At 50.2% G+C, this 18,877-nt stretch carries 14 protein-coding genes; 3 read left to right on the forward strand and 11 right to left on the reverse strand.

Annotated elements, in window-relative coordinates; genetic code table 11:
- Positions 1-141: 141 nt before the first annotated feature.
- The 6 genes from IEY53_RS08355 to IEY53_RS08380 all read right to left on the reverse strand — a co-directional run bounded on the left by IEY53_RS08355 (position 142) and on the right by IEY53_RS08380 (position 7,508).
- On the reverse strand, positions 142-864 hold the full coding sequence (locus tag IEY53_RS08355; RefSeq protein WP_229696048.1) for a GntR family transcriptional regulator: 723 nt from the start codon (positions 862-864) through the stop codon (positions 142-144).
- A 526-nt stretch (positions 865-1,390) separates the two neighbouring features.
- The gene (locus IEY53_RS08360; RefSeq protein WP_189023850.1) at positions 1,391-2,749 is read right to left on the reverse strand and encodes a hemolysin family protein; all 1,359 of its coding nucleotides are present in this window, start codon (positions 2,747-2,749) and stop codon (positions 1,391-1,393) included.
- Between the two features lie 18 nt (positions 2,750-2,767).
- Positions 2,768-3,904 carry a radical SAM/CxCxxxxC motif protein YfkAB gene (yfkAB, locus tag IEY53_RS08365; RefSeq protein ID WP_229696049.1) on the reverse strand — a complete coding sequence of 379 codons (1,137 nt, stop codon included), beginning with the start codon at positions 3,902-3,904 and terminating at the stop codon, positions 2,768-2,770.
- 183 nt (positions 3,905-4,087) lie between these two features.
- Entirely contained in the window at positions 4,088-5,170 is a 1,083-nt protein-coding gene (locus IEY53_RS08370; protein ID WP_229696050.1) for an HD-GYP domain-containing protein, read from the reverse strand.
- A 42-nt stretch (positions 5,171-5,212) separates the two neighbouring features.
- Positions 5,213-6,040, reverse strand: coding sequence for an undecaprenyl-diphosphate phosphatase (locus IEY53_RS08375; RefSeq protein ID WP_189023852.1), 828 nt, complete (start codon positions 6,038-6,040; stop codon positions 5,213-5,215).
- Between the two features lie 28 nt (positions 6,041-6,068).
- Positions 6,069-7,508, reverse strand: coding sequence for a bifunctional metallophosphatase/5'-nucleotidase (locus tag IEY53_RS08380; RefSeq protein WP_189023854.1), 1,440 nt, complete (start codon positions 7,506-7,508; stop codon positions 6,069-6,071).
- Between the two features lie 140 nt (positions 7,509-7,648).
- On the opposite strand from IEY53_RS08380, the gene IEY53_RS08385 reads away from it, so the two are divergent.
- Both IEY53_RS08385 and IEY53_RS08390 read left to right on the forward strand, forming a co-directional pair.
- On the forward strand, positions 7,649-8,362 hold the full coding sequence (locus IEY53_RS08385) for a molybdenum cofactor biosynthesis protein (protein ID WP_189023856.1): 714 nt from the start codon (positions 7,649-7,651) through the stop codon (positions 8,360-8,362).
- Between the two features lie 78 nt (positions 8,363-8,440).
- Positions 8,441-9,481 carry an HD-GYP domain-containing protein gene (locus IEY53_RS08390; RefSeq protein ID WP_189023858.1) on the forward strand — a complete coding sequence of 347 codons (1,041 nt, stop codon included), beginning with the start codon at positions 8,441-8,443 and terminating at the stop codon, positions 9,479-9,481.
- Positions 9,482-9,930: 449 nt separating this feature from the next.
- Here the strand turns inward: IEY53_RS08390 and IEY53_RS08395 are convergent, their stop codons facing one another.
- The 3 genes from IEY53_RS08395 to licT form a co-directional block, all read right to left on the reverse strand.
- Positions 9,931-11,388, reverse strand: coding sequence for a glycoside hydrolase family 1 protein (locus tag IEY53_RS08395; RefSeq protein WP_189023861.1), 1,458 nt, complete (start codon positions 11,386-11,388; stop codon positions 9,931-9,933).
- 28 nt (positions 11,389-11,416) lie between these two features.
- Positions 11,417-13,288 (reverse strand): beta-glucoside-specific PTS transporter subunit IIABC, encoded by a 1,872-nt coding sequence (locus IEY53_RS08400; RefSeq protein WP_189023863.1) that lies wholly within the window; start codon positions 13,286-13,288, stop codon positions 11,417-11,419.
- A 194-nt stretch (positions 13,289-13,482) separates the two neighbouring features.
- A complete protein-coding gene (licT, locus tag IEY53_RS08405; protein WP_189023871.1) occupies positions 13,483-14,328 on the reverse strand; it encodes a BglG family transcription antiterminator LicT in 846 nt (281 codons plus the stop codon).
- 306 nt (positions 14,329-14,634) lie between these two features.
- On the opposite strand from licT, the gene IEY53_RS08410 reads away from it, so the two are divergent.
- Complete coding sequence (locus IEY53_RS08410; protein WP_189023873.1) at positions 14,635-14,883, forward strand: DUF7667 family protein; 249 nt, start codon at positions 14,635-14,637, stop codon at positions 14,881-14,883.
- Between the two features lie 72 nt (positions 14,884-14,955).
- Here IEY53_RS08410 and IEY53_RS08415 read toward each other — a convergent pair whose 3' ends face one another.
- A complete protein-coding gene (locus tag IEY53_RS08415) occupies positions 14,956-16,782 on the reverse strand; it encodes an ABC transporter ATP-binding protein (RefSeq protein WP_229696064.1) in 1,827 nt (608 codons plus the stop codon).
- A gap of 42 nt (positions 16,783-16,824) precedes the next feature.
- Positions 16,825-18,585 (reverse strand): ABC transporter ATP-binding protein, encoded by a 1,761-nt coding sequence (locus IEY53_RS08420; protein WP_189023877.1) that lies wholly within the window; start codon positions 18,583-18,585, stop codon positions 16,825-16,827.
- Between the last annotated feature and the right edge of the window lie 292 nt (positions 18,586-18,877).

The following is an 18,877-nucleotide window of genomic DNA, read 5'->3' on the forward strand; positions in this document are numbered from 1 at the left end:
ATAGACATCTATATGGAATAGAATAATCCAGCTCTTTAAAGAGAGATCTAATAGTTTGTAAAAACTGCAACAAAAAAAGCCCCTCCATAAGAGAGACCAGTCTGTGTTTCAACATGTTGCTGGTTCTGCGGGTTCATGCCATCAATTGCGGGTGCGGCGGATCTGGAAGGTAAACACATCGTTGCGCATATAATCCGTTGAATAAAAGATGGCTTGATGCTCTTCGTCATAATGCAGTTGCTTAAACAGAAGAACCGTTGTGGCAGGATGTATAAGCAGCTTCTGGCAGTTCCGGTCCACATGGAGCGGAACCGTAATCTCGGTGTCCGATTTCACAATTCGGATCGAGAGATGCAGCTCCAGAAATTCAAGCAGGGAACCCGAAAAATCAAAGCGTTCAAACAGATCTCCCACCCGCTGGGGATGAAAATAATTGATGGTTACAGCCACCGGTTCTCCATCGGCAGTGCGGATGCGCTCCAGCATCATCACGGGATCTCCCGTCTTAATCCCCAGCTTCTGTGCTACTTCACGGGAGCTCTCCAGCTTCTGGAGCGAAATGCGGCTCTCGCCTTCCTCTAGCCCCGCCGACCTTATCATCTCACCGGTGCTGGACAACCGGTCCAGGCTGCTCGGAATGCCGGGCAGCGGCTGAATAACGAAGGTCCCGACCCCATGTTTTACAAGCAGGCGTCCCTCCAGCTCCATTTGCTTCACCGCATCGCGGAACGTTTCCCTGCTGACTCCCAGGGTTTTGGACATTTCGGGCTCTGAGGGCAGCCGCTCACCTACCCTGTAAGTTCCCTCGCTGATCATTTGAATCAGCTGCTGCTTAATGAGTGCAGTTTTTGACATTAGATTCATATTATCTTCATACTCCTCTAGACAACTTACTCATATTCTGAATTATTGAGCACCCGATGTCAAGGGGATGATGCGATCGCCCGGAGAACTTATCCGTGCAGAACAGCTGTAGAAAGGTGATATGCTGGAGGAATACAGAGACGAAATATAAGAATGACCCGATTCAAGATCTCAACTGGTTTGAATGTATTTTGTGCATCAGATTGCGAGTAGATGAGGCTGATTTTCGATTTGAGTGTATTTTGTGCATCAGAAAAACTAAAAAAATCGAAAATCGCCCATTTTCTATAATGCTGCTGTAGCAAATACATCAGAACGCAGTTTTGAGCACTCTAAGTGCGATTCTGCTGCACTAAATACATTAGATTTGCCCGGAGCGGGGCTCCATAAAGCACATTTCAGCACATTTCAGCACATTACAGCACAACAAAACCCTTACCGGCAGGAACTCTTCACGCTCTTTGGGCAAGGGTTTTGTATGATCAGGCCTATGAACCGACCGCCTAATCGTTATATTGAACAGCCGTTATTCCTTGTCCTCATCCAGCTCCGCGGCTTCACCGGCATCCGTTGCCGGAGATTCCCGGTGGATATTGATTCTTGTAATCCGCAGCCGGGTGGATTCCTCTACTTCAAAAATAACATTGCCCACGGTCACGCGTTTCCCTTTGGCAGGGTTGCCCTCCAGCTCCTTGAACAGCCAACCCCCGATAGAATCGACTTCTTCATCCTCAATGATGACACCGGTCAGGTCGTTGACATCCTCAATAAGCATACGGCCTTCTACGGAGATATATTCTCCGTTGCGCTCTACACTGGGCCGTTCATCCTCGAATTCATCATGCAGGTCGCCGACGATTTCTTCCAGAATTTCTTCTGCCGTCAGCAGCCCGGCCGTACCTCCGTATTCATCAACCACTAGGGTAAGCTGGGCTTTATTCTTCTGCATCAGCCGCAGCGCATGGCTGATCTCCATGGATTCAGGGACATTCAGGATCGGGCGGACAATCGTTGTCAGGTCATTCTGCTGTTCCGGCGGTGCAAACAGCAGGTCTGTAATATGAATAAAGCCGATAATGCGATCCTTGTCTTCCATCGCTACCGGATAACGGGAATGTTTGGTTTCGGTGATAATCCGCATGTTGTCTTCCAGCGGAAGATTGCTGTAGAGCACATCCATATCGGTACGCGGCAGCATCACTTCACGGGCCAGCAGGTCGGAGAATTCAAAGATGTTGTCCATCAGCTTCATTTCATCTTTGTCGATCACCCCGCTTTTGGCGCTCTGGTTCATCAGAATCCGGATTTCCTCTTCAGAGTGGGCTGCCTCGGCTTCACTGACAGGCTCGACTCCGAACAATCGCAGCAATTTGTTGGCTGAGGCATTCAGCACCCAGATAACAGGCAGAAACAGATTGTAAAAAAACATCAGCGGAGCTGACAAGATGAGCGCGGAACCTTCTGTCCGTTGAATCGCCAAAGATTTCGGGGCCAGCTCTCCAAGCACAATATGTAAAAAGGTAATAATGGAAAATCCGATAACGACCGATACGGTAGATATCAGCGTATGGTCCGTGACGCCAAGCTGAATCATCAGCGGTTCAACCAGCAGCTCAGAGATCGCCGGTTCTCCCACCCAACCGAGGCCCAGTGAAGCCAGGGTGATCCCGAACTGGGTAGCGGATAAATAGGAATCCAGTTTCTTATTAACCTTCAGCGCATACCCGGCCATTCGATTACCTTCACTGACGAGTTGGGTCAGGCGTGACTGCCTAACCTTCACCAGTGAGAACTCTGCGGCGACAAATATACCATTTAGTAATACAAGCACCAGAACCAGCAAAAGATTAAGAAGCAATCTTCCTACTTCAAATTCCGTATGCACGATAACAACGCCTCATTTCTACAGAGTGATCGCTTTTCTTGTTTTGAAATCCACGCCCGGATAATACATATCCGCCACCAGCAGATTGGGTCCGCAGCAGCCGGCTGCATCGCAGTGGCAGTTGACCTTTTGGTTCAGTGGATGTTTGATCTGCCACTCTGTAAAGATATCATCCAGCTTCTGGCCTGCAATGTTCCCGAAAGCCGCAATATCTGCAAAATCGGTAACGAACACATCGCCCGTAAACAGATTCACGTTCACCCGGTTACGTCCATCGGGATCATTGCGCAGCGTAACGTTCTGTTCCGTCCGCAGCCTGCGCAACAGCTTCTGGTCTTCTTCCAGGAAGCTGCAGGCAAAAAACGGCAGCGTACCGAACAGCATCCACATCTCCGGGTCGCGCCGGTCCAGCAAGGAATGGATGGCCGTGGCCATTTCCTTCAGCGACAGCACCGGCAGTGAGGAGGCGAAGCTGGAAGCATACATCGGATGCACTTCGTGCCGCCTTGCCCCCATATCACCGATCAGCTTATGAATTTCCGGCAGCTTGGTGTGCGTACGATAGTTAATCATGGATTCTGCTGAGATCAGCATGCCATCCTCGCTCAGGCGGCGGGAATTCTCAAGCATCGTGTCGTACAAACGGTAGGCCGCTTCCTTGGATACCGGGTGACCGCTGTTGGCGAAACCCACTTCATGAAAGTCGTCTCCGTTCACATAGTTAAACGAAATATGCATCACGTCCAGATACGGAAGCAGCTGCTCATAACGGGAATATGGCATTGTCAGATTGGAGTTGATCTGCGATCTGATCCCCCGTTCCCGGGCATATTTCAGTAAAGGGACAATGGTATTCTCAACGGTAGAAGCACGAAACATCGGCTCCCCGCCGGTAATGCTGATGGTCTCCAGATGCTCGACTTCCTCAAGCCGGTCCAGCATACTCCCCAGCGGCAGCATCTCGGCTTCCTTCATCGTCAAGCTGTCGCCAACGGCACAGTGCTCACACCGCATATTGCATAGGTTGGTAACCGTCATCTCCACACTGGTCAGCACATGCCGGCCATGCTTGCGCAGAGAAGTAATCGGGTCCCATGGATCATAACTTGGAGACAACTCCTGCAAGGAAGTGGTCATTGGTTTAAGTACATTCATTAACTATTGCTCCTTTAAAGCTTATTCCTTATATTAACCCAAAAAATCTAAAAAGAATTATTTGACTTACCCTGTATCATACCATGCCCATGAAAAAAACCATAAAAACAAGAAGAAACGGCTTGGCCATCCTTCCAGGAGGCACCGTTTCTCGAGGTAAATACAATAATGTCTTTAGCCTGCTTATCCCGACCCGTCCACATCAACAATAACTATGGAGAGAGCAGTTCCAAGGTCCCTTTCAAACGGGGCCACCTTCTCCCCTTCAGGGCCGGTAAGCACACGAACCACCGGTCTGTGCGGGGTAGTGGGGTCTATTTTGACTACCACACCACTTTCGCCGTTGCTAAGCCTCACTGTCAGCCCCATTGGATAAATAATCACACGGTCCCTGAACAACTCCAGCTGTTCCTGTTCATATAGCGTACCCGAACCCACATAAAGCGCTTCTACCGCCTGATGCGGCAGCATGGCTTTTTTGTAAATCCGGTTGGAGGTCATCGCATCATAGGAATCGGCCACCCCCAGCCATTTGGCGTATTCATGGATTTCCGGCCCTTTCAGGCCACGCGGATAACCGGAGCCGTCAATACGCTCATGATGCTGCAGGGCACAATGTGCCGCAAGCAGCGGGATATTCGGTTCATCCTTGAGGATCCGGTAACCGATTTCGGTATGGGCCTTCATATGACGAAATTCCTCGTCGCTCAGCATCCCCGGCTTATGCACAATTTTGGCCGGGATTTGTGTTTTACCAATATCATGCAGCAAGGCGCCCATGCCTATGACATGCAGCTCTTCCTGACTGTATCCATGGGCAATGCCAAGCACCAATGTGTACAAGCATACATTAAGCGAATGGGCATACAGATAGTTATCGGCCGTATGCATGTCCATCAGCATAATCATCGGGTCCTCTTGTGTAGAAAGATCGCCGAGAATGGAATCCATAATTTTGGAGAATTTTTTATCCAGATGATAAAAACCCTTGGTGATACCTGAGGCGCCAGACATTTGCTTGAACTCTTTACGGATAATTTTGAGTGCCTGATTACGGGTCTCGTCCTGGAGCATTTCGGGAATGACAATATCGTCCGTAATGGAATCTTCTATGTAGACATAGCCAATGTCCATTAAGAACAGACGCTTGATCAGCGAATCGGTAAGCTCCACACCATCGGCCAGCAGGATCAAGCCTTCATCATTATATATTTTTTTACCCAGCCTCATTCCCGCCTGAAGCTGGTTCACGGCTACTAAACGCAACTTGTGCTCACTCCTGCCCTAAACGGTAAATTACTGCCACAATTAACGCATAATAAACAACCAGAAGACGGCTGCCAGAATAAATCTATAAATGGCAAAGTGGGTGAGCCGGATTTTTTGAATCCATTTCATGAACAAGATAACCACAGCATAAGCCACTACAAATGAAACCAGAAATCCAACCACAAAGAAACCGATGGTATCACTTGTAAAATCCCGGTACGAATCGAGCAGCTCATAGCCGGAGGCCGCACACATGATGGGAATGGCAATGAGGAAGGAGAAATCGGCAGAGGCCTTGTAGCTGACTCCGCTCAGCATTCCCCCGGAGATGGTCGAGCCTGATCTGGAAAATCCCGGCCACAATACGGAAATAATCTGATAGAGGCCAATAGCCAAGGCCTGGCCGTAGGACAGATCATCCAGCTCATGGGCAGTTATCCGGATCTTGCGCCGGTTCACCCACTCGGCAATAATCATCAGAATCCCGCCTGCGACAAGCGCCCAGAGCACGGTTGTGGCTCCGAACAAGCTTTTGATGAAATCCCGGGCAAAAAAAGCTACGGCCAGGGCCGGAGCGATTCCCAGGATCACATGAAGCAGATTCAGGCGGGAAGCCGGCATCACGCCGCCCCTGCTCTGAGAGCGGCGCCCGAGCCCGAGCAAATTCAGCACGCGCTGGCGGTATACCAGGGCAATCGCCAGAATAGCGCCCAGCTGAATGACGATCTCATACGTCTTCATGAGCGAATTCTGTTCGGCGAACCCGAGCAGCCTGGTTGTAAGTATCATGTGGCCCGTTGAGGAAACAGGAATAAACTCCGTGATTCCTTCGACCACCGCCAATATAATTGCTGTTATAGTGTCCATTAACATCCTCCCGATTAATAAATCAGACTCATCCCTGCTTACTCTTAAAACGTATATTCCCGCATTCCTCAAGACTGCCTGGCCGCTGCAGCTCTATCCGCAGCAAATCCCGCAAAAAATGCGGCAGCATGAATACGGCATCCTCCCCACTCGCAAGCGACTCATAGCCGATCCGAAAAGTGAACATGTCCAGGGTCCCCACGTCATAATCGCGCTCATCCTCCAAGGGGTCTCCACCCACATACACAACCATCTCGCTGTCAAACGGCAAGCTGCCCGGATCGTACAATATGTCCAGGCCATCCACTGCCAGGCTGCCCAGGTAATGGCCGCGGAAGCCGTATCCGTAGATGACTTTGCTGCGGAATTCTTCGGTCAGACTCTGTTCCAGGGCCGTTCGGATATCGCGCCCCTTCAGCCTGACCGTACAAGGATTAATGGGGGAGGGACAGAGGCCGTGCAGCATCCCGGAAGTGATCTCCCCTTCCGGCAGTGGTCCAAGCAATTGGCCCGTATTCACAATAGCCAGCTGGCTGCCTGTAAACCGGCGGACCGCTTGAGCCAGCAAATTCCCGAAAGGTGACTCCCCTTTCAGATCAAGGGCCAGCTCCCGGTCGGAGATCGCTACCGTCTCCTGCAACACCTCACGTCCATGCCGCAGATGAGTGGCCGCTGCCGGGCCGATGGAATCTTCGATGAGTGCAGGATCAACAGGAAGGCACTCACCCGTAACCAGCCGGAATTCCGCTGCAGAGTCTTCACGCTCGAATACCAGGCGGCCCACAAAACGCCCGAATTTCCCCGCACCGCAAACAGCCGTACCGTTGATCATCAGCGGTTCTTCCAGTACATGATGGGTGTGGCCACCCAGGATGGCGTGCACGCCTTCAAGTCTTTCGGCTAGCAGCCGGTCAGCCGGAAGCCCCAGATGAGACAGCACAAACAGAAGGTCCACCTGCGGGGCAAGGATGCGGCACTGCTCGAGCAGTGCCTGCTCAGGGTCCAGCGCATCCCAGCCCAGCAGCGAATAGAATGAAGCGAAGGCGACCGTCGCTCCGGTTACTCCTATTCTTATCCCGTCCTTCTCAAGGATCGCATGACGTTTCATCCAGTGCGGTGGCATCCCCGTTGCCGTCTCCACAAAATTGCAGCAGACCACAGGGCATTGCAGGCCCGAGAAAACGGCAGACAGCATGTCTTGCGAGAAGGTCAACCCTTCGTTGTTCCCTATGGTGACGGCATCGTAGCCGGTCAGATTGAGAATGTCGATGTTGGCCTGTCCCATGGTGCCTTCCGTCTCTACGGCAGCACGGTCCATATGATCACCGATATCCAGCAGCAGAACGGGCCCCTCTCCAGCTTCTTTCCGGGAGCGGGCAATAACAGCAGCCACCGGGCTCATCATTTCAAAATGGCTATGTATATCATTGGTATGAAGCAGGGTCAATCGTTGGGGCTCGGGCCTCATAAGCAACATCCCTCCCACCTGTAAAGCCACTCTTCAAATGAAGCGGCAGGCGCGTGATCTTATAAAGCCTAGCATAACATTTTCAAGACCAATATGGTATATTGTAGACACTAATAAACATCATTACGAGGTGAACCTGCATGCACATCAACGTCCGTCTATTTGCGGGATTGGCCGAAATTATCGGTTTGTCCCAGCTGTCCTTTCATGCCCAGGAGAGTCCCCTGACCGCGGGAAAATTAAAAGAACTCCTCTCCGCTGCCTATCCGGATGCCGCTTCCCAGATTGCGGTGTCCCTGGTCGCCATAGACCATGAATATGCTCCTGATGACTCCCTGATTCCAGAAGCTGCCGAGATCGCGCTGATTCCCCCTGTTTCCGGCGGCGAGCCGGAATCCGTTCATGCGTCAACGCCTGACGGCCTCTACTGCATAACTGACCAACCCCTCGATGCGCAGAAGCTGCTCGACAAAGTCCTGGATGCAAATCATGGAGCCTCACTGGTTTTTGTCGGCACTACACGCGAGATGACCGGAGACCAACGCACGGTAGCCCTCCATTATGAGGCCTATGTTCCCATGGCTTTAGCCAAAATTCAGGAGATTGGCCGGGAAGTTCTCGAACGTTGGAATGCCCATTGCGCAATTACGCATAGAATAGGACTTGTTACCCTTAAAGAATCAAGTGTTATTATTGCCGTATCCGCCGGCCACCGTGATATCTGTTATGAAGCCAGTCGTTTTGCAATCGAAAAGCTGAAACAAATCGTTCCTGTCTGGAAAAAAGATATCGGAGATTCCGGGGAAAATTGGGTGTCACCGGACCCCAAATCATTGAATTCAGACTACCTGTAACCATTACTCCTTGACCATTGAATATTCTCAATTTTGTTGCTATGCTGGAAAAAAATCGGTGAATAAGGTGGCATACCATTGAGAGTTCACGTCACAGATCTGAAGCCTGGTGATTATTTAGACTCAGATACCTTTAGCACTAGAGGGATCCATGTATTACCCAAAGGAACACAGCTGCAGCGGGATGAGATCTCCAAGCTTATTCTGCATGGAGTAGATTACGTCGATATCGAAAGACTGATGGAGAAGCCGGCCTTCCCGGACAGGACCTCCATAATCCAGAAAGTGACCCATCATTTCGATACCATGACCGAAGGCTTTGAGTCTGCCTATATGGATGCGCTCAAGACCGGCAGCTTCAACCAATCCCTGGTGGATGATGTGCTCCAGCCTTCACTGGAGACACTGGACAAGCATAAAGACGTAGTCTCACTGCTCCTGCTGCTGGACCATGAGGACGACTATACCTACAACCACTCGCTGCAAGTGGGCATGCTCTCTTATTATATAGCGACATGGCTTGGATATTCCAAGCAAGAATGTTATGAGATCAGCCGGGCGGGATATTTAATTGATATCGGCAAATGCCGTGTGCCGGCCGCTCTGCTCAATAAGCCGGGCAAGCTGACAGTGGAAGAATTCGAGGAAGTCAAGAAACATACTACATATGGCTATGAAATTATCCGCAATTCCATGGACGACAATCATACGGCATTGGTTGCACTTCAGCATCATGAACGTGAGGATGGTTCCGGCTATCCCGGCAAGCTGACCAAAGCAGAGATCCACCCCTATGCCCAAATCGCTGCGGTAGCTGACATCTATAGCGCCATGACTTCCCCGCGGGTCTACCAGTCCAAGCAGGAGCTGATTTCCGTTCTGCGTGAGCTACATACCCTTAGCTTCGGCAAGCTGAATGCGCGGACCGTTCAAGCCTTTATCCAGCATTTGATGCCTAATTTTATCGGCAAACGTGTACTGCTGAATACCGGCGACATGGGCACCATTATTATGAATAATCCCATCGATGTTTTCCGTCCGCTCGTGCAGAGCGATGGGAAATTCCTCGACCTCTCCCGTGACCGCAGTTTGATGGTTGTGGAGATTTATATGGATTGATCCCGGATATCCCACCGGAAACCCTCCCTTGGGAGGGGAGGGCCCCAAGGGCTCAGCCCTCTGGACACCCGAAGCAAGATCCGGTGACGGCACAGACAACCGGCGCGTTTGGCCATGTGCCCGCCTTGAGGCTCTCTGCTTTGCTCCGCAAAGTAAGGGATCCTCAAAGCTCCACTTCACTGTAAAAGCCCCCTGGTTCTCCCCAGGGGGCTTTTATTTGAGTGATTGTGTAGAAACCTTGTGCATAATCCCTCGGCTCTCCTGCCACCCTCTGAGCCTTCTCTGTCGGCTTGGCGATGATAAGCTTTCCTTCGCTCAGCTTACTCTACTCTCCCACAACAGATCTTTAACAAAATAATGGCAGGCCGGAACATGATGCTTCAGTTCCGGCCTGCCATTTGTTTATATCACTTCATCTTTCAGTTGCCGTTGCCATCTGCAGATTATTTCTACAGCTCCTCGCCATTACTGGCGATCACCTTTTTGTACCAATCAAACGAATCTTTCTTGGAGCGTTGCAAGGTACCGTTGCCGTCGTCATCCAGATCCACATAAATGAAGCCGTAGCGCTTGGACATTTCGGAGGTGGACATACTCACGAGGTCGATAGGGCCCCAGCTTGTATAACCGATCAGTTCCACGCCATCTCTAACCGCCTCTTTCATCTGGGCGATATGCTGTCTTAAATAATCAATGCGGTATGTGTCGTGAATGGAACCATCCGCTTCCACTTTATCATAAGCTCCCAGGCCATTCTCAACAATGAACAGAGGTTTGCGGTAGCGGTCATACATCGTGTTCAGCATAATCCGCAGACCGATCGGATCAATCTGCCAGCCCCATTCGGAAGCCTTCAGATACGGGTTTTTTACGCCCCCAAACAGGTTGCCCTGCGCCCGCTCCCCTTCAGGGCTTGCTGACACGGTCAACGTCATGTAATAGCTGAAGGCTACATAATCCACAGTATATTGCCGGAGAATATCATCGTCGCCCGGTTCTTTCTGAAGCGCCACATTATTTTCGGCGAAAAAGCGTTCCATATACCGCGGATATTCCCCGCGTGCATGAACATCCGTGAAGTATAGGTTCATTTGGTTCTCCTGCTGATTCTTCAGCACATCCTCAGGGTTGCAGGTATTCGCGTAGCTCTCCATCCGGGCCAGCATACAACCCATTTGCGAGCCGGGAATAATCTCATGCACCAGCTTGGTGGCCAGGGAACTGGCGATGAACTGATGATGCAGCGCCTGGTAGATCGTCTGCAGCTTATTGTCCACCCGGTCAATCACCACACCGCCGCCCGTGAACGGACTGAGGGTCATCATATTGATTTCATTAAATGTAATCCAGTATTTCACCTTATTTTTGTAGCGGGTGAATACCGTCTCAGCATATTTGGTGAAGAAACCAATCACTTCCCGGCTGGCCCAGCCATTGTATTTCTGGGTCAGACCAAGCGGGGTTTCATAATGGGCCAATGTAACCAGCGGCTCAATTCCATACTTATGCAGCTCATCAAACACATCATCATAGAACTGCAAACCTGCTTCATTCGGCAAGGCATCATCTCCGTTCGGGAAGATACGGGCCCAGTTGATGGAGAGCCGGAACACTTTGAAACCCATCTCGGCAAACAATGCGATGTCTTCCTTATACCGGTGATAGAAATCGATCCCCTCACGTTTGGGGAAACGGGCCTCGAATTCTCCCGACAGGATTTGCTCGATCCGCTGGGAAGTAATCTCGATGGCGTGGTCATTCGTCCGCAGCGCCTTGGGAATATAAGCGACCATATCCGCACTGGACAAGCCCTTGCCGTCCACGTCGAAGGCTCCCTCCAATTGATTGGCTGCCGTGGCGCCTCCCCAAAGAAAGTCCTTCGGGAATCCTTGTACAGTTTTTGTCATATCAATAAACCCCTCTCCATTAGTTTTTTTAGATCATCACAGTCAGCAGATAATCTCCACTTTTCACTTCCGGTTCCTTAGTGCTCAGCACATCGAGATAATCGGCCGAATTGGTGACAATGACAGGGGTCGCCGTTACGAAGCCAGCCGCACGGATAGCTTCTACATCGAACTCCAGCAGCAAATCTCCCTGCTTCACGATATCGCCTTCCTGCACTTTTTTATCAAAATACTTGCCCTTCAGCTTGACCGTGTTCACACCCACATGAATCAGCAGTTCCGCCCCTTCGTTGGACGTGATGCCAATGGCATGCCCGGTTGGAAATACAGTTGTCACCGTACCATTGACTGGAGAAGTCAGGCGGCCGGAAGAAGGTTCGATTACGATCCCTTTACCCATTGCACCGGAAGCAAAAGCTTCGTCAGGCAGCTCAGACAACGGACTAACGGCACCTGCGAGCGGACTTACCAGCACTTCTTTTTCAATCAGACTGTCCGTTGAAGCAACACGGTCCACTGAGGTCTCGGCTGTTGTACTGCTTGCGGTTTCAGTTTCAGCAGGATCTTCAAAGCCAAGTACATATACCAAGAGGATCGCGAGCACAAAGGCCACTACTAATCCAACTACCACCCACGAGAAGCCGGTTCCGAAATACGTAGGCAGAGCCAGCAGACCGGGCAGCGAGAACGAAATGGCTCTTGCACCGCCCATTCCGATGATCGCCCCGCCAATGGCCCCGGAGATACAGGCATAGATGAAAGGCTTTTTCAACTTTAAGGTAACCCCATAGATCGTCGGCTCCGTAATCCCGAATACAGCGGCTAAGGTAGACGAGCCTGCCAGTGCTTTCAGCTGCGTATTTCTGGATTTCAGGAATACCCCAAACACAGCACCGGCTTGGGACATAACGGCTGCTGAAAGAATCGGCAGCATCGTGTCATAACCCAAAGTAGAAATATTGCTGAGCATAATGGGCACAAATCCCCAGTGAACACCGAATATAACGAAAACCTGCCAGAATGCGCCGGCAATGGCGCCTGCCACCAGCGGGCTGAGATTGTAGAGCCAGGTATACCCGCTTGCGAGACCGTTACTGATCATGGAGCCGACCGGTCCAAAAGCCAGGAATGTCAAGGGAATGACAATCAGCAAGGCGAACATCGGCACGAGAATATTTCTGACTGATTCATGAATGACAGAGCGGAACCATTTTTCCACATAGGACTGGACCCACACCGCCAGAATGATCGGGATAACGCTGGAAGAATAATTAACCAGAACAATCGGAATTCCTAGGAATGACAGGGGTTCCGTTCCGCCAACTGCGGTAATCACCGCCGGATAAATCAGCGCACCGGCTATCGCAACCGAAACAAACTGGTTGGCCTTGAATTTCCGGGCCGCTGTAATCGCCAGAAAGACCGGCAGGAAGTAGAACACACTGTCCGAGGCCGCATTCAGAATCAGGTACGTCCCGCTGGCTCCATTGATCCAGCCCAGCGACAGAATCAGGGCCAGCAGCCCTTTTAGAACCCCTGCACCCGCCAGAGCGCCGAGAATCGGCGAGAAAATACTAGAGATGATATCCACGGCTTTGCCCAGGAAACCTGCGTCCGATGAAGAGTCCTCCTTGCTGCCTTGTTCGGCATCCTGGAGGTTGGTTTCTTTCATGATTTGTTCGAACACTTGACCCACATTGTTCCCAATGACGACCTGAAATTGGCCGCTGTTCTCCACAACCGTGATGACACCCGGTGTTTTTTGCAGGGCCTCTTTATTGGCTTTGGATGAATCCTTTAATTTGAATCTTAGACGGGTGGCACAGTGAAACACGGAATTGACATTCGATTCACCGCCCACGAGCGTTATAATTTGTTTGGATAGCTCTTTGTTGCTCATATATACGACTCCTCTGCATCATTAGTATTTGGGGATATTTGCAGCAGTTATAAGATGTGCCAGCAATCATCGAATTAACCTCTGCAAACAAGAAAAACCTGAACTCAAGGTAAAATAAGCGCCGATTCACGCCATTTTGCCATCAGTTCAGGTTTTGCCTGCCTTACCAGTTACACCCTGTACGCTGAAATATTCTATTGTAGGCTGTTGCGCTCCGTCACCCGCTGGATATGGATCGTCAAGTACACATATTCATCCTTGCTCAAAGTCTGTCCATAAGAGCTTTCGAGATAGCCGTTGATCTTGGTGGCACATTCAAATGCTTTCACGTAAGTGCTCTTCACCTGGTTGTACAGAAACTCTTCGCCGCTGTTATTGGTCTCCTTGCGGAGCACTCTCATCGCAAAATACTGCAAATGGGTCAAAAAGCGCGAATAATTCAAGGAGGTCTCATCCAGAACCACATTATAATGATAGGTCACAATATTGATAATGTTCTGGACAATCTCGGTCATCTTCATTGTAGACTTCATTTCACTGCCATCCATTCTTGCGTTCACCAGATGAAGGGCTATGAACCCTGCCTCATCTTCCCCAAGCGACAGCCCGGTCGTCCGTTCAATGAACTTCAGCGCATCCATTCCGATCGAGAATTCTTTCTTATAGAAACGTTTGATCTCGAACAACATCGCATTCTTCAGCATAATGCCTTTCTCATGACGTTGTACGGCAAAATGGATATGGTCCGTCAGCGTCAAATAAATGTTGTCGCTCAGCTCCGTGCCCAGCACTCCATTCGCATAGGTCACAATTTCATTCGCAAGCTCCAGATGTGTCACCGGAATATCATTCAACAGCTCTGTTAAACGGGCCGTAAATTCGTTCTCATTCAGCATAAAGATTTTATCTATCTTCTCGGGATCAACATAATCCCCGGCCACTTTATTAAAGGAAATCCCCCTGCCCATAACAATAACTTCCTTGCCCTTCTGATTCTTTGTGAGTAAGACATTGTTATTGAGCACTTTCTCAATAATCACCGCACTCTCACCTCCTTACCCTATAGTTTGTACAAAAAAAGCCTAAGTTGATTCCAATATCATTATCAAAAATGATACTCGAATCAGCTTAGGCATTGCCCGCGTTACCGGTCACAATCCTGTATTACTGTTATTGTAGCATAAAAAAAAGCGATTACAATATGTTTTTTATCTTTTGCTGAATTTTTTGACCAGGGAATCAGATCAGGTAACTCTAAAACGTTTAAGTGCTCAGCTCTTGGGTGAAACTATTTATACAGGTAATAATGTATGATCCGGTATATTCATACAAAGGAGCGAAAAACCATGCTGCCCGTTCATGAACGCCTGGCCGAACTGTTCATCATAAGCGGCAAACGGGCTCTGACTCCTGCTGAGGAAGCCGAGCAGCAGCAGTGTTTGCAGGTCAACGCCAGGTACTGCTGGGAAATGGCCCGCCTGAAGAATGAAGCTCTTCTCGCCGGCCTTACCGGTGATGCGGGATGGGACCAGGAGATAGCTGCCCAAATGTTTGAGCTCCGCACCACAGGTAGGGTATCCAAACGCCGAAAGTAAACAAAGTCATCGCTCAATATAAAAACAGCCCATTCCCCCACTGACTTGCGGGGAATGGGCTGTCTGCTGATTTTAGAGAAAGCGGAATTGGGCTTCAATAAGGCCGTTGTACACACCCTCATGCGCGGTCAGCTCACTGTGGGTTCCGACTTCCTTAACTTCCCCGTGATCCAGCACCACAATTTTGTCGGCGTGCCGGATCGTGGATAAACGGTGGGCGACGATAAAGGAGGTCCGGCCCTGCAGCAGGATTTTGAGCGCTTCCTGAATTTTGAGCTCCGTCTCTGTATCAATGCTTGCTGTAGCTTCATCCAGGATTAGAATCCGCGGATTGGCAAGCAGCGCCCGGGCAAAGGACAGGAGCTGGCGTTGTCCCATGGACAATGCGCTGCCCCGTTCTTCTACCTCCGTATTGTAGCCTCCCGGCAGCTTCGTGATGAATTCATGAGCGTCCACCGCCTTGGCAGCTTCCTCCACTTCCTGGTCGGTCGCATCCAGCCGCCCGAAGCGGATATTATCGCGGATGGTTCCCGAGAAGATAAAGGTGTCCTGGAGCACGATTCCGATCTGGCTGCGCAGACTCTCCAGGGTAACGTCACGGATATCCTGGCCATCAATGGTGATCTTGCCGCTCGTAATATCATAGAACCGTCCGATCAGATTAATAATCGTACTTTTCCCGGAGCCGGTATGACCTACCAGGGCAATGGACTGCCCGGCCTGGACGTTCAGGTCAATGCCCTTTAACGCAGCCCGGCCTTTCTCATATTCAAAGACCACCTTGTCGAATACAATATCGCCGTTAATCTTGGGAATCGGCTGTGCGCCCGGCTTGTCTTGGACCGCCGGCTGTTCATCCAGATATTCAAAAATCCGTTCCGAGGAGGCCATGGCGACGAGCAGCTGATTGTACATTTGTCCCAAACGGTTAATCGGGTCCCAGAAGTTGCTGACATACGTGCTGAAAGCCACCAGAAAACCGACGGTCAGTTCACCCGATTGAATCAGATAGGCCCCGAACCAGAACAGAATCATCGTCCCGAATCCGCCGGTCACCTCAATAATTGGCCCGAACCCCTGGTTCATCGCCGAGGCTTTATCCCAGGATTTCTTGCTGTCCATGTTCATGGAATCGAAATAATTCATATTCTCCCGCTCTTGCGTGTATGCTTGCGTCACTCTGATCCCCTGAATGGATTCATTTAAGTGGGAATTGATTCTCGAGTTCTTCATGCGCACATCCTGCCAAGCCAGACGGATCTTTTGACGCAGCTTGGTGGAGATCAGGAACATCACCGGCACGGTAATCATCACTGCAAGCCCAAGCTTCCAGTTAATCAGCAGCAGGATAACCGTAATCCCCAGCAGCTGCACGCAGTCAATCATCAGATTGACAACCCCGTTCGTAAACAGGTCCTGCAAAGAGTTGATATCATTCGTGACCCGCACCAGCACCGAACCGGCCGGTCTTTTGTCAAAGAAGTTAAAGGATAACTTCTGAATATGCTTGAACAAATCCGAGCGCAGATCATAAATGACCCGCTGCCCGATAACGTTTGTGTATTTAATCCGGTACACTCCGGCGATCCACTGAATCAGGTACAGGACAATTACACTGGCGGTCAGGGTGTATAAAAGCGTTAAGCTTGGATTCCCTTCCTTGGGAGCAATCGCACGGTCAATGGCAAGACTGGTCAGGAACGGAACGGTCAGCTTCGTAATCGTTCCGAGAATCATCATAATCGACACGAGCGGAAGCATCTGCTTCGCATAGGGCTTCATATAGCCGAACAGCCGGGTGAACTGCCTCCAGTCAAACGCTTTATCAATCAGGTCGTCATCTTTATACACAAAGCGTTCTTCCAGGGTCTTTTGCTGCTGGGCGGTATTCTTGTTCATTCCCGCTGCCTGGCTTGGTTTGGCTTCAAGTTTCATGCTTTTTTACGCCCCCTCTCTGCCGGTAGCTCTTGACAGATAATCCGCGTACTGAATACGGTATACATCCCTGTAGGGTCCCGGAACCTCAATAAGCTCTTCATGTGTGCCCTGCTGCACGGCACGGCCTTCGTTCATCACAATGATCTGGTCGGCATGGCGCAGCGATGAAATCCGGTGGGCGATAATCAGGGTCGTGCGGCCACGCATGACCTCCTGGAACCCCGCCTGAATCTCATGCTCCGTCTCCATATCCACGGCGCTTGTCGCGTCGTCGAGGATCAGAATCCGCGGATTCTTAAGCAGCGCTCTGGCAATGGCAATCCGCTGCTTTTGGCCTCCTGAGAGCCCCATTCCGCGTTCACCGACAACCGTATCATAACCTTCTGCCATTTCCATAATGAAATCATGGGCTTTGGCCAATTGTGCGGCCCGGATGATCTCATCCATGGTTACATTTTTGAGGCCATAGGAAATATTGTTGCGGATGGAGGAGGAGAACAGGAATGTCTCCTGGAACACAGTTGAGATCTGTGAGCGCAGACTGCGGACATTGTACTCCCTGATGTCGACTCCATCCAGCGTAATGCTTCCTTCATTAACGTCATAGGCCCGCATCATCAGCTGTGTAATTGTTGATTTACCAGACCCCGTACCGCCAAGGAAACCAATGACCGTTCCCGGTTTGGCCCGGAAATGGATATCGGTCACCGCCGGCATTTTGTTGCCATAAGCAAACGTCACATGATTAAATTCCACATCGCCTTTGACTTCCGAAGACACAAGCTCGCGGGCATTTTCTTTATCCTTCACATCAATCCGCTGATTCAGCACCTCAAGCACACGTTCTCCCGAAGCCTTGGACTGCGTATAGTTGTTAATTTGGAAGCCCAGGCCCCATACCGGGCCAATGATATACCAGATCAAGCTGAAAAAGGCAACCAGCTCACCCAGGGACATACGTCCATTGATTACGAGGGTCCCGCCAACACCCAGCAGAATCGCCACACTGACCGAAGCCATAAGCTCCATCAAGGGGAAAAATTTACTCCAGAGCTCTGCGGCAAAAATCTGGTTGTTTTTGTAACGTTCATTGCGGTGTGAGAATTTCTCGACCTCGTAAGACTCTCTGGCAAAGGATTTGACGGTCCGCACACCAGTAACATTCTCTTGAACCGCCGTGGTCAGCGCACTGAGCGCCAGACGCATCTCCTGAAAAGCGGGATGAATCTTGGACTCGAACTTAAGCGCGATCCCTGCGAGAAAAGGCATGGTGATCAACGTGACCAGCGTCAGCTGCCAATTGATCGAGAACATCATAGCGGAGCCAAACAACACCATAAAAAATACATTCAGCAACTGGGCGAAACCAAAGCCGATAAACATCCGGATTGCTTCCAGGTCACCGGTCAGCCGGGACATCAGGTCACCGGTCTTCGCCGTATCATAATAACGGAAAGATAGGAATTGCAGCTTCTCATAACAAGCGTTGCGCAGCCGATAAGCCAGGAAATTCCCCAGCCGCCCTCCAAAAAAACCATGTGCAAACTGCAGGCAAGCTTTTACAAAAACTACAACGACTACAGCGATTGCCAGCATCGGCACCTCTGTAAACTTTCTTGGAACAATGACATCGTCAATCAGCCTTCTTAATAAATTGGGGGTAATCAGCCCCACTGCAGTGGCGGCGGCCAAGCAAATAATCGAAAGAATCAAATAATGCAGCTTCTCCCGGTAAAAGCCCCGCAATTGCCTGAGAACATCCATCTCTCTCCTCCTTAAAGCTTTACGAAGTTTTTCGTAAGCATGGGCTTAGCTTTATAAATAAGCTAGCTTTGAAAAACGTCTTTTTAACGCTTCCAATGTAGTGACTTTATGCAGTTTATCATCCTAATTTTAAAGCAGCAAAGCGGATAATCGGGCATTTAACCCCTTATTCCGGGAAATACCGGGATTTCCATAAAGCAAACGACTCCCTATATCTTAAAATGCTTCTATTTGCTCGCGAATGCTGTTGAATGAAGAATACACTGTTTTCTGTTCTGTCAATACAGCCCTT

Origin of the sequence: Paenibacillus albidus, assembly GCF_014644435.1 — a bacterium.
GTDB classification, from domain to species: Bacteria; Bacillota; Bacilli; order Paenibacillales; family Paenibacillaceae; genus Paenibacillus_AQ; species Paenibacillus_AQ albidus.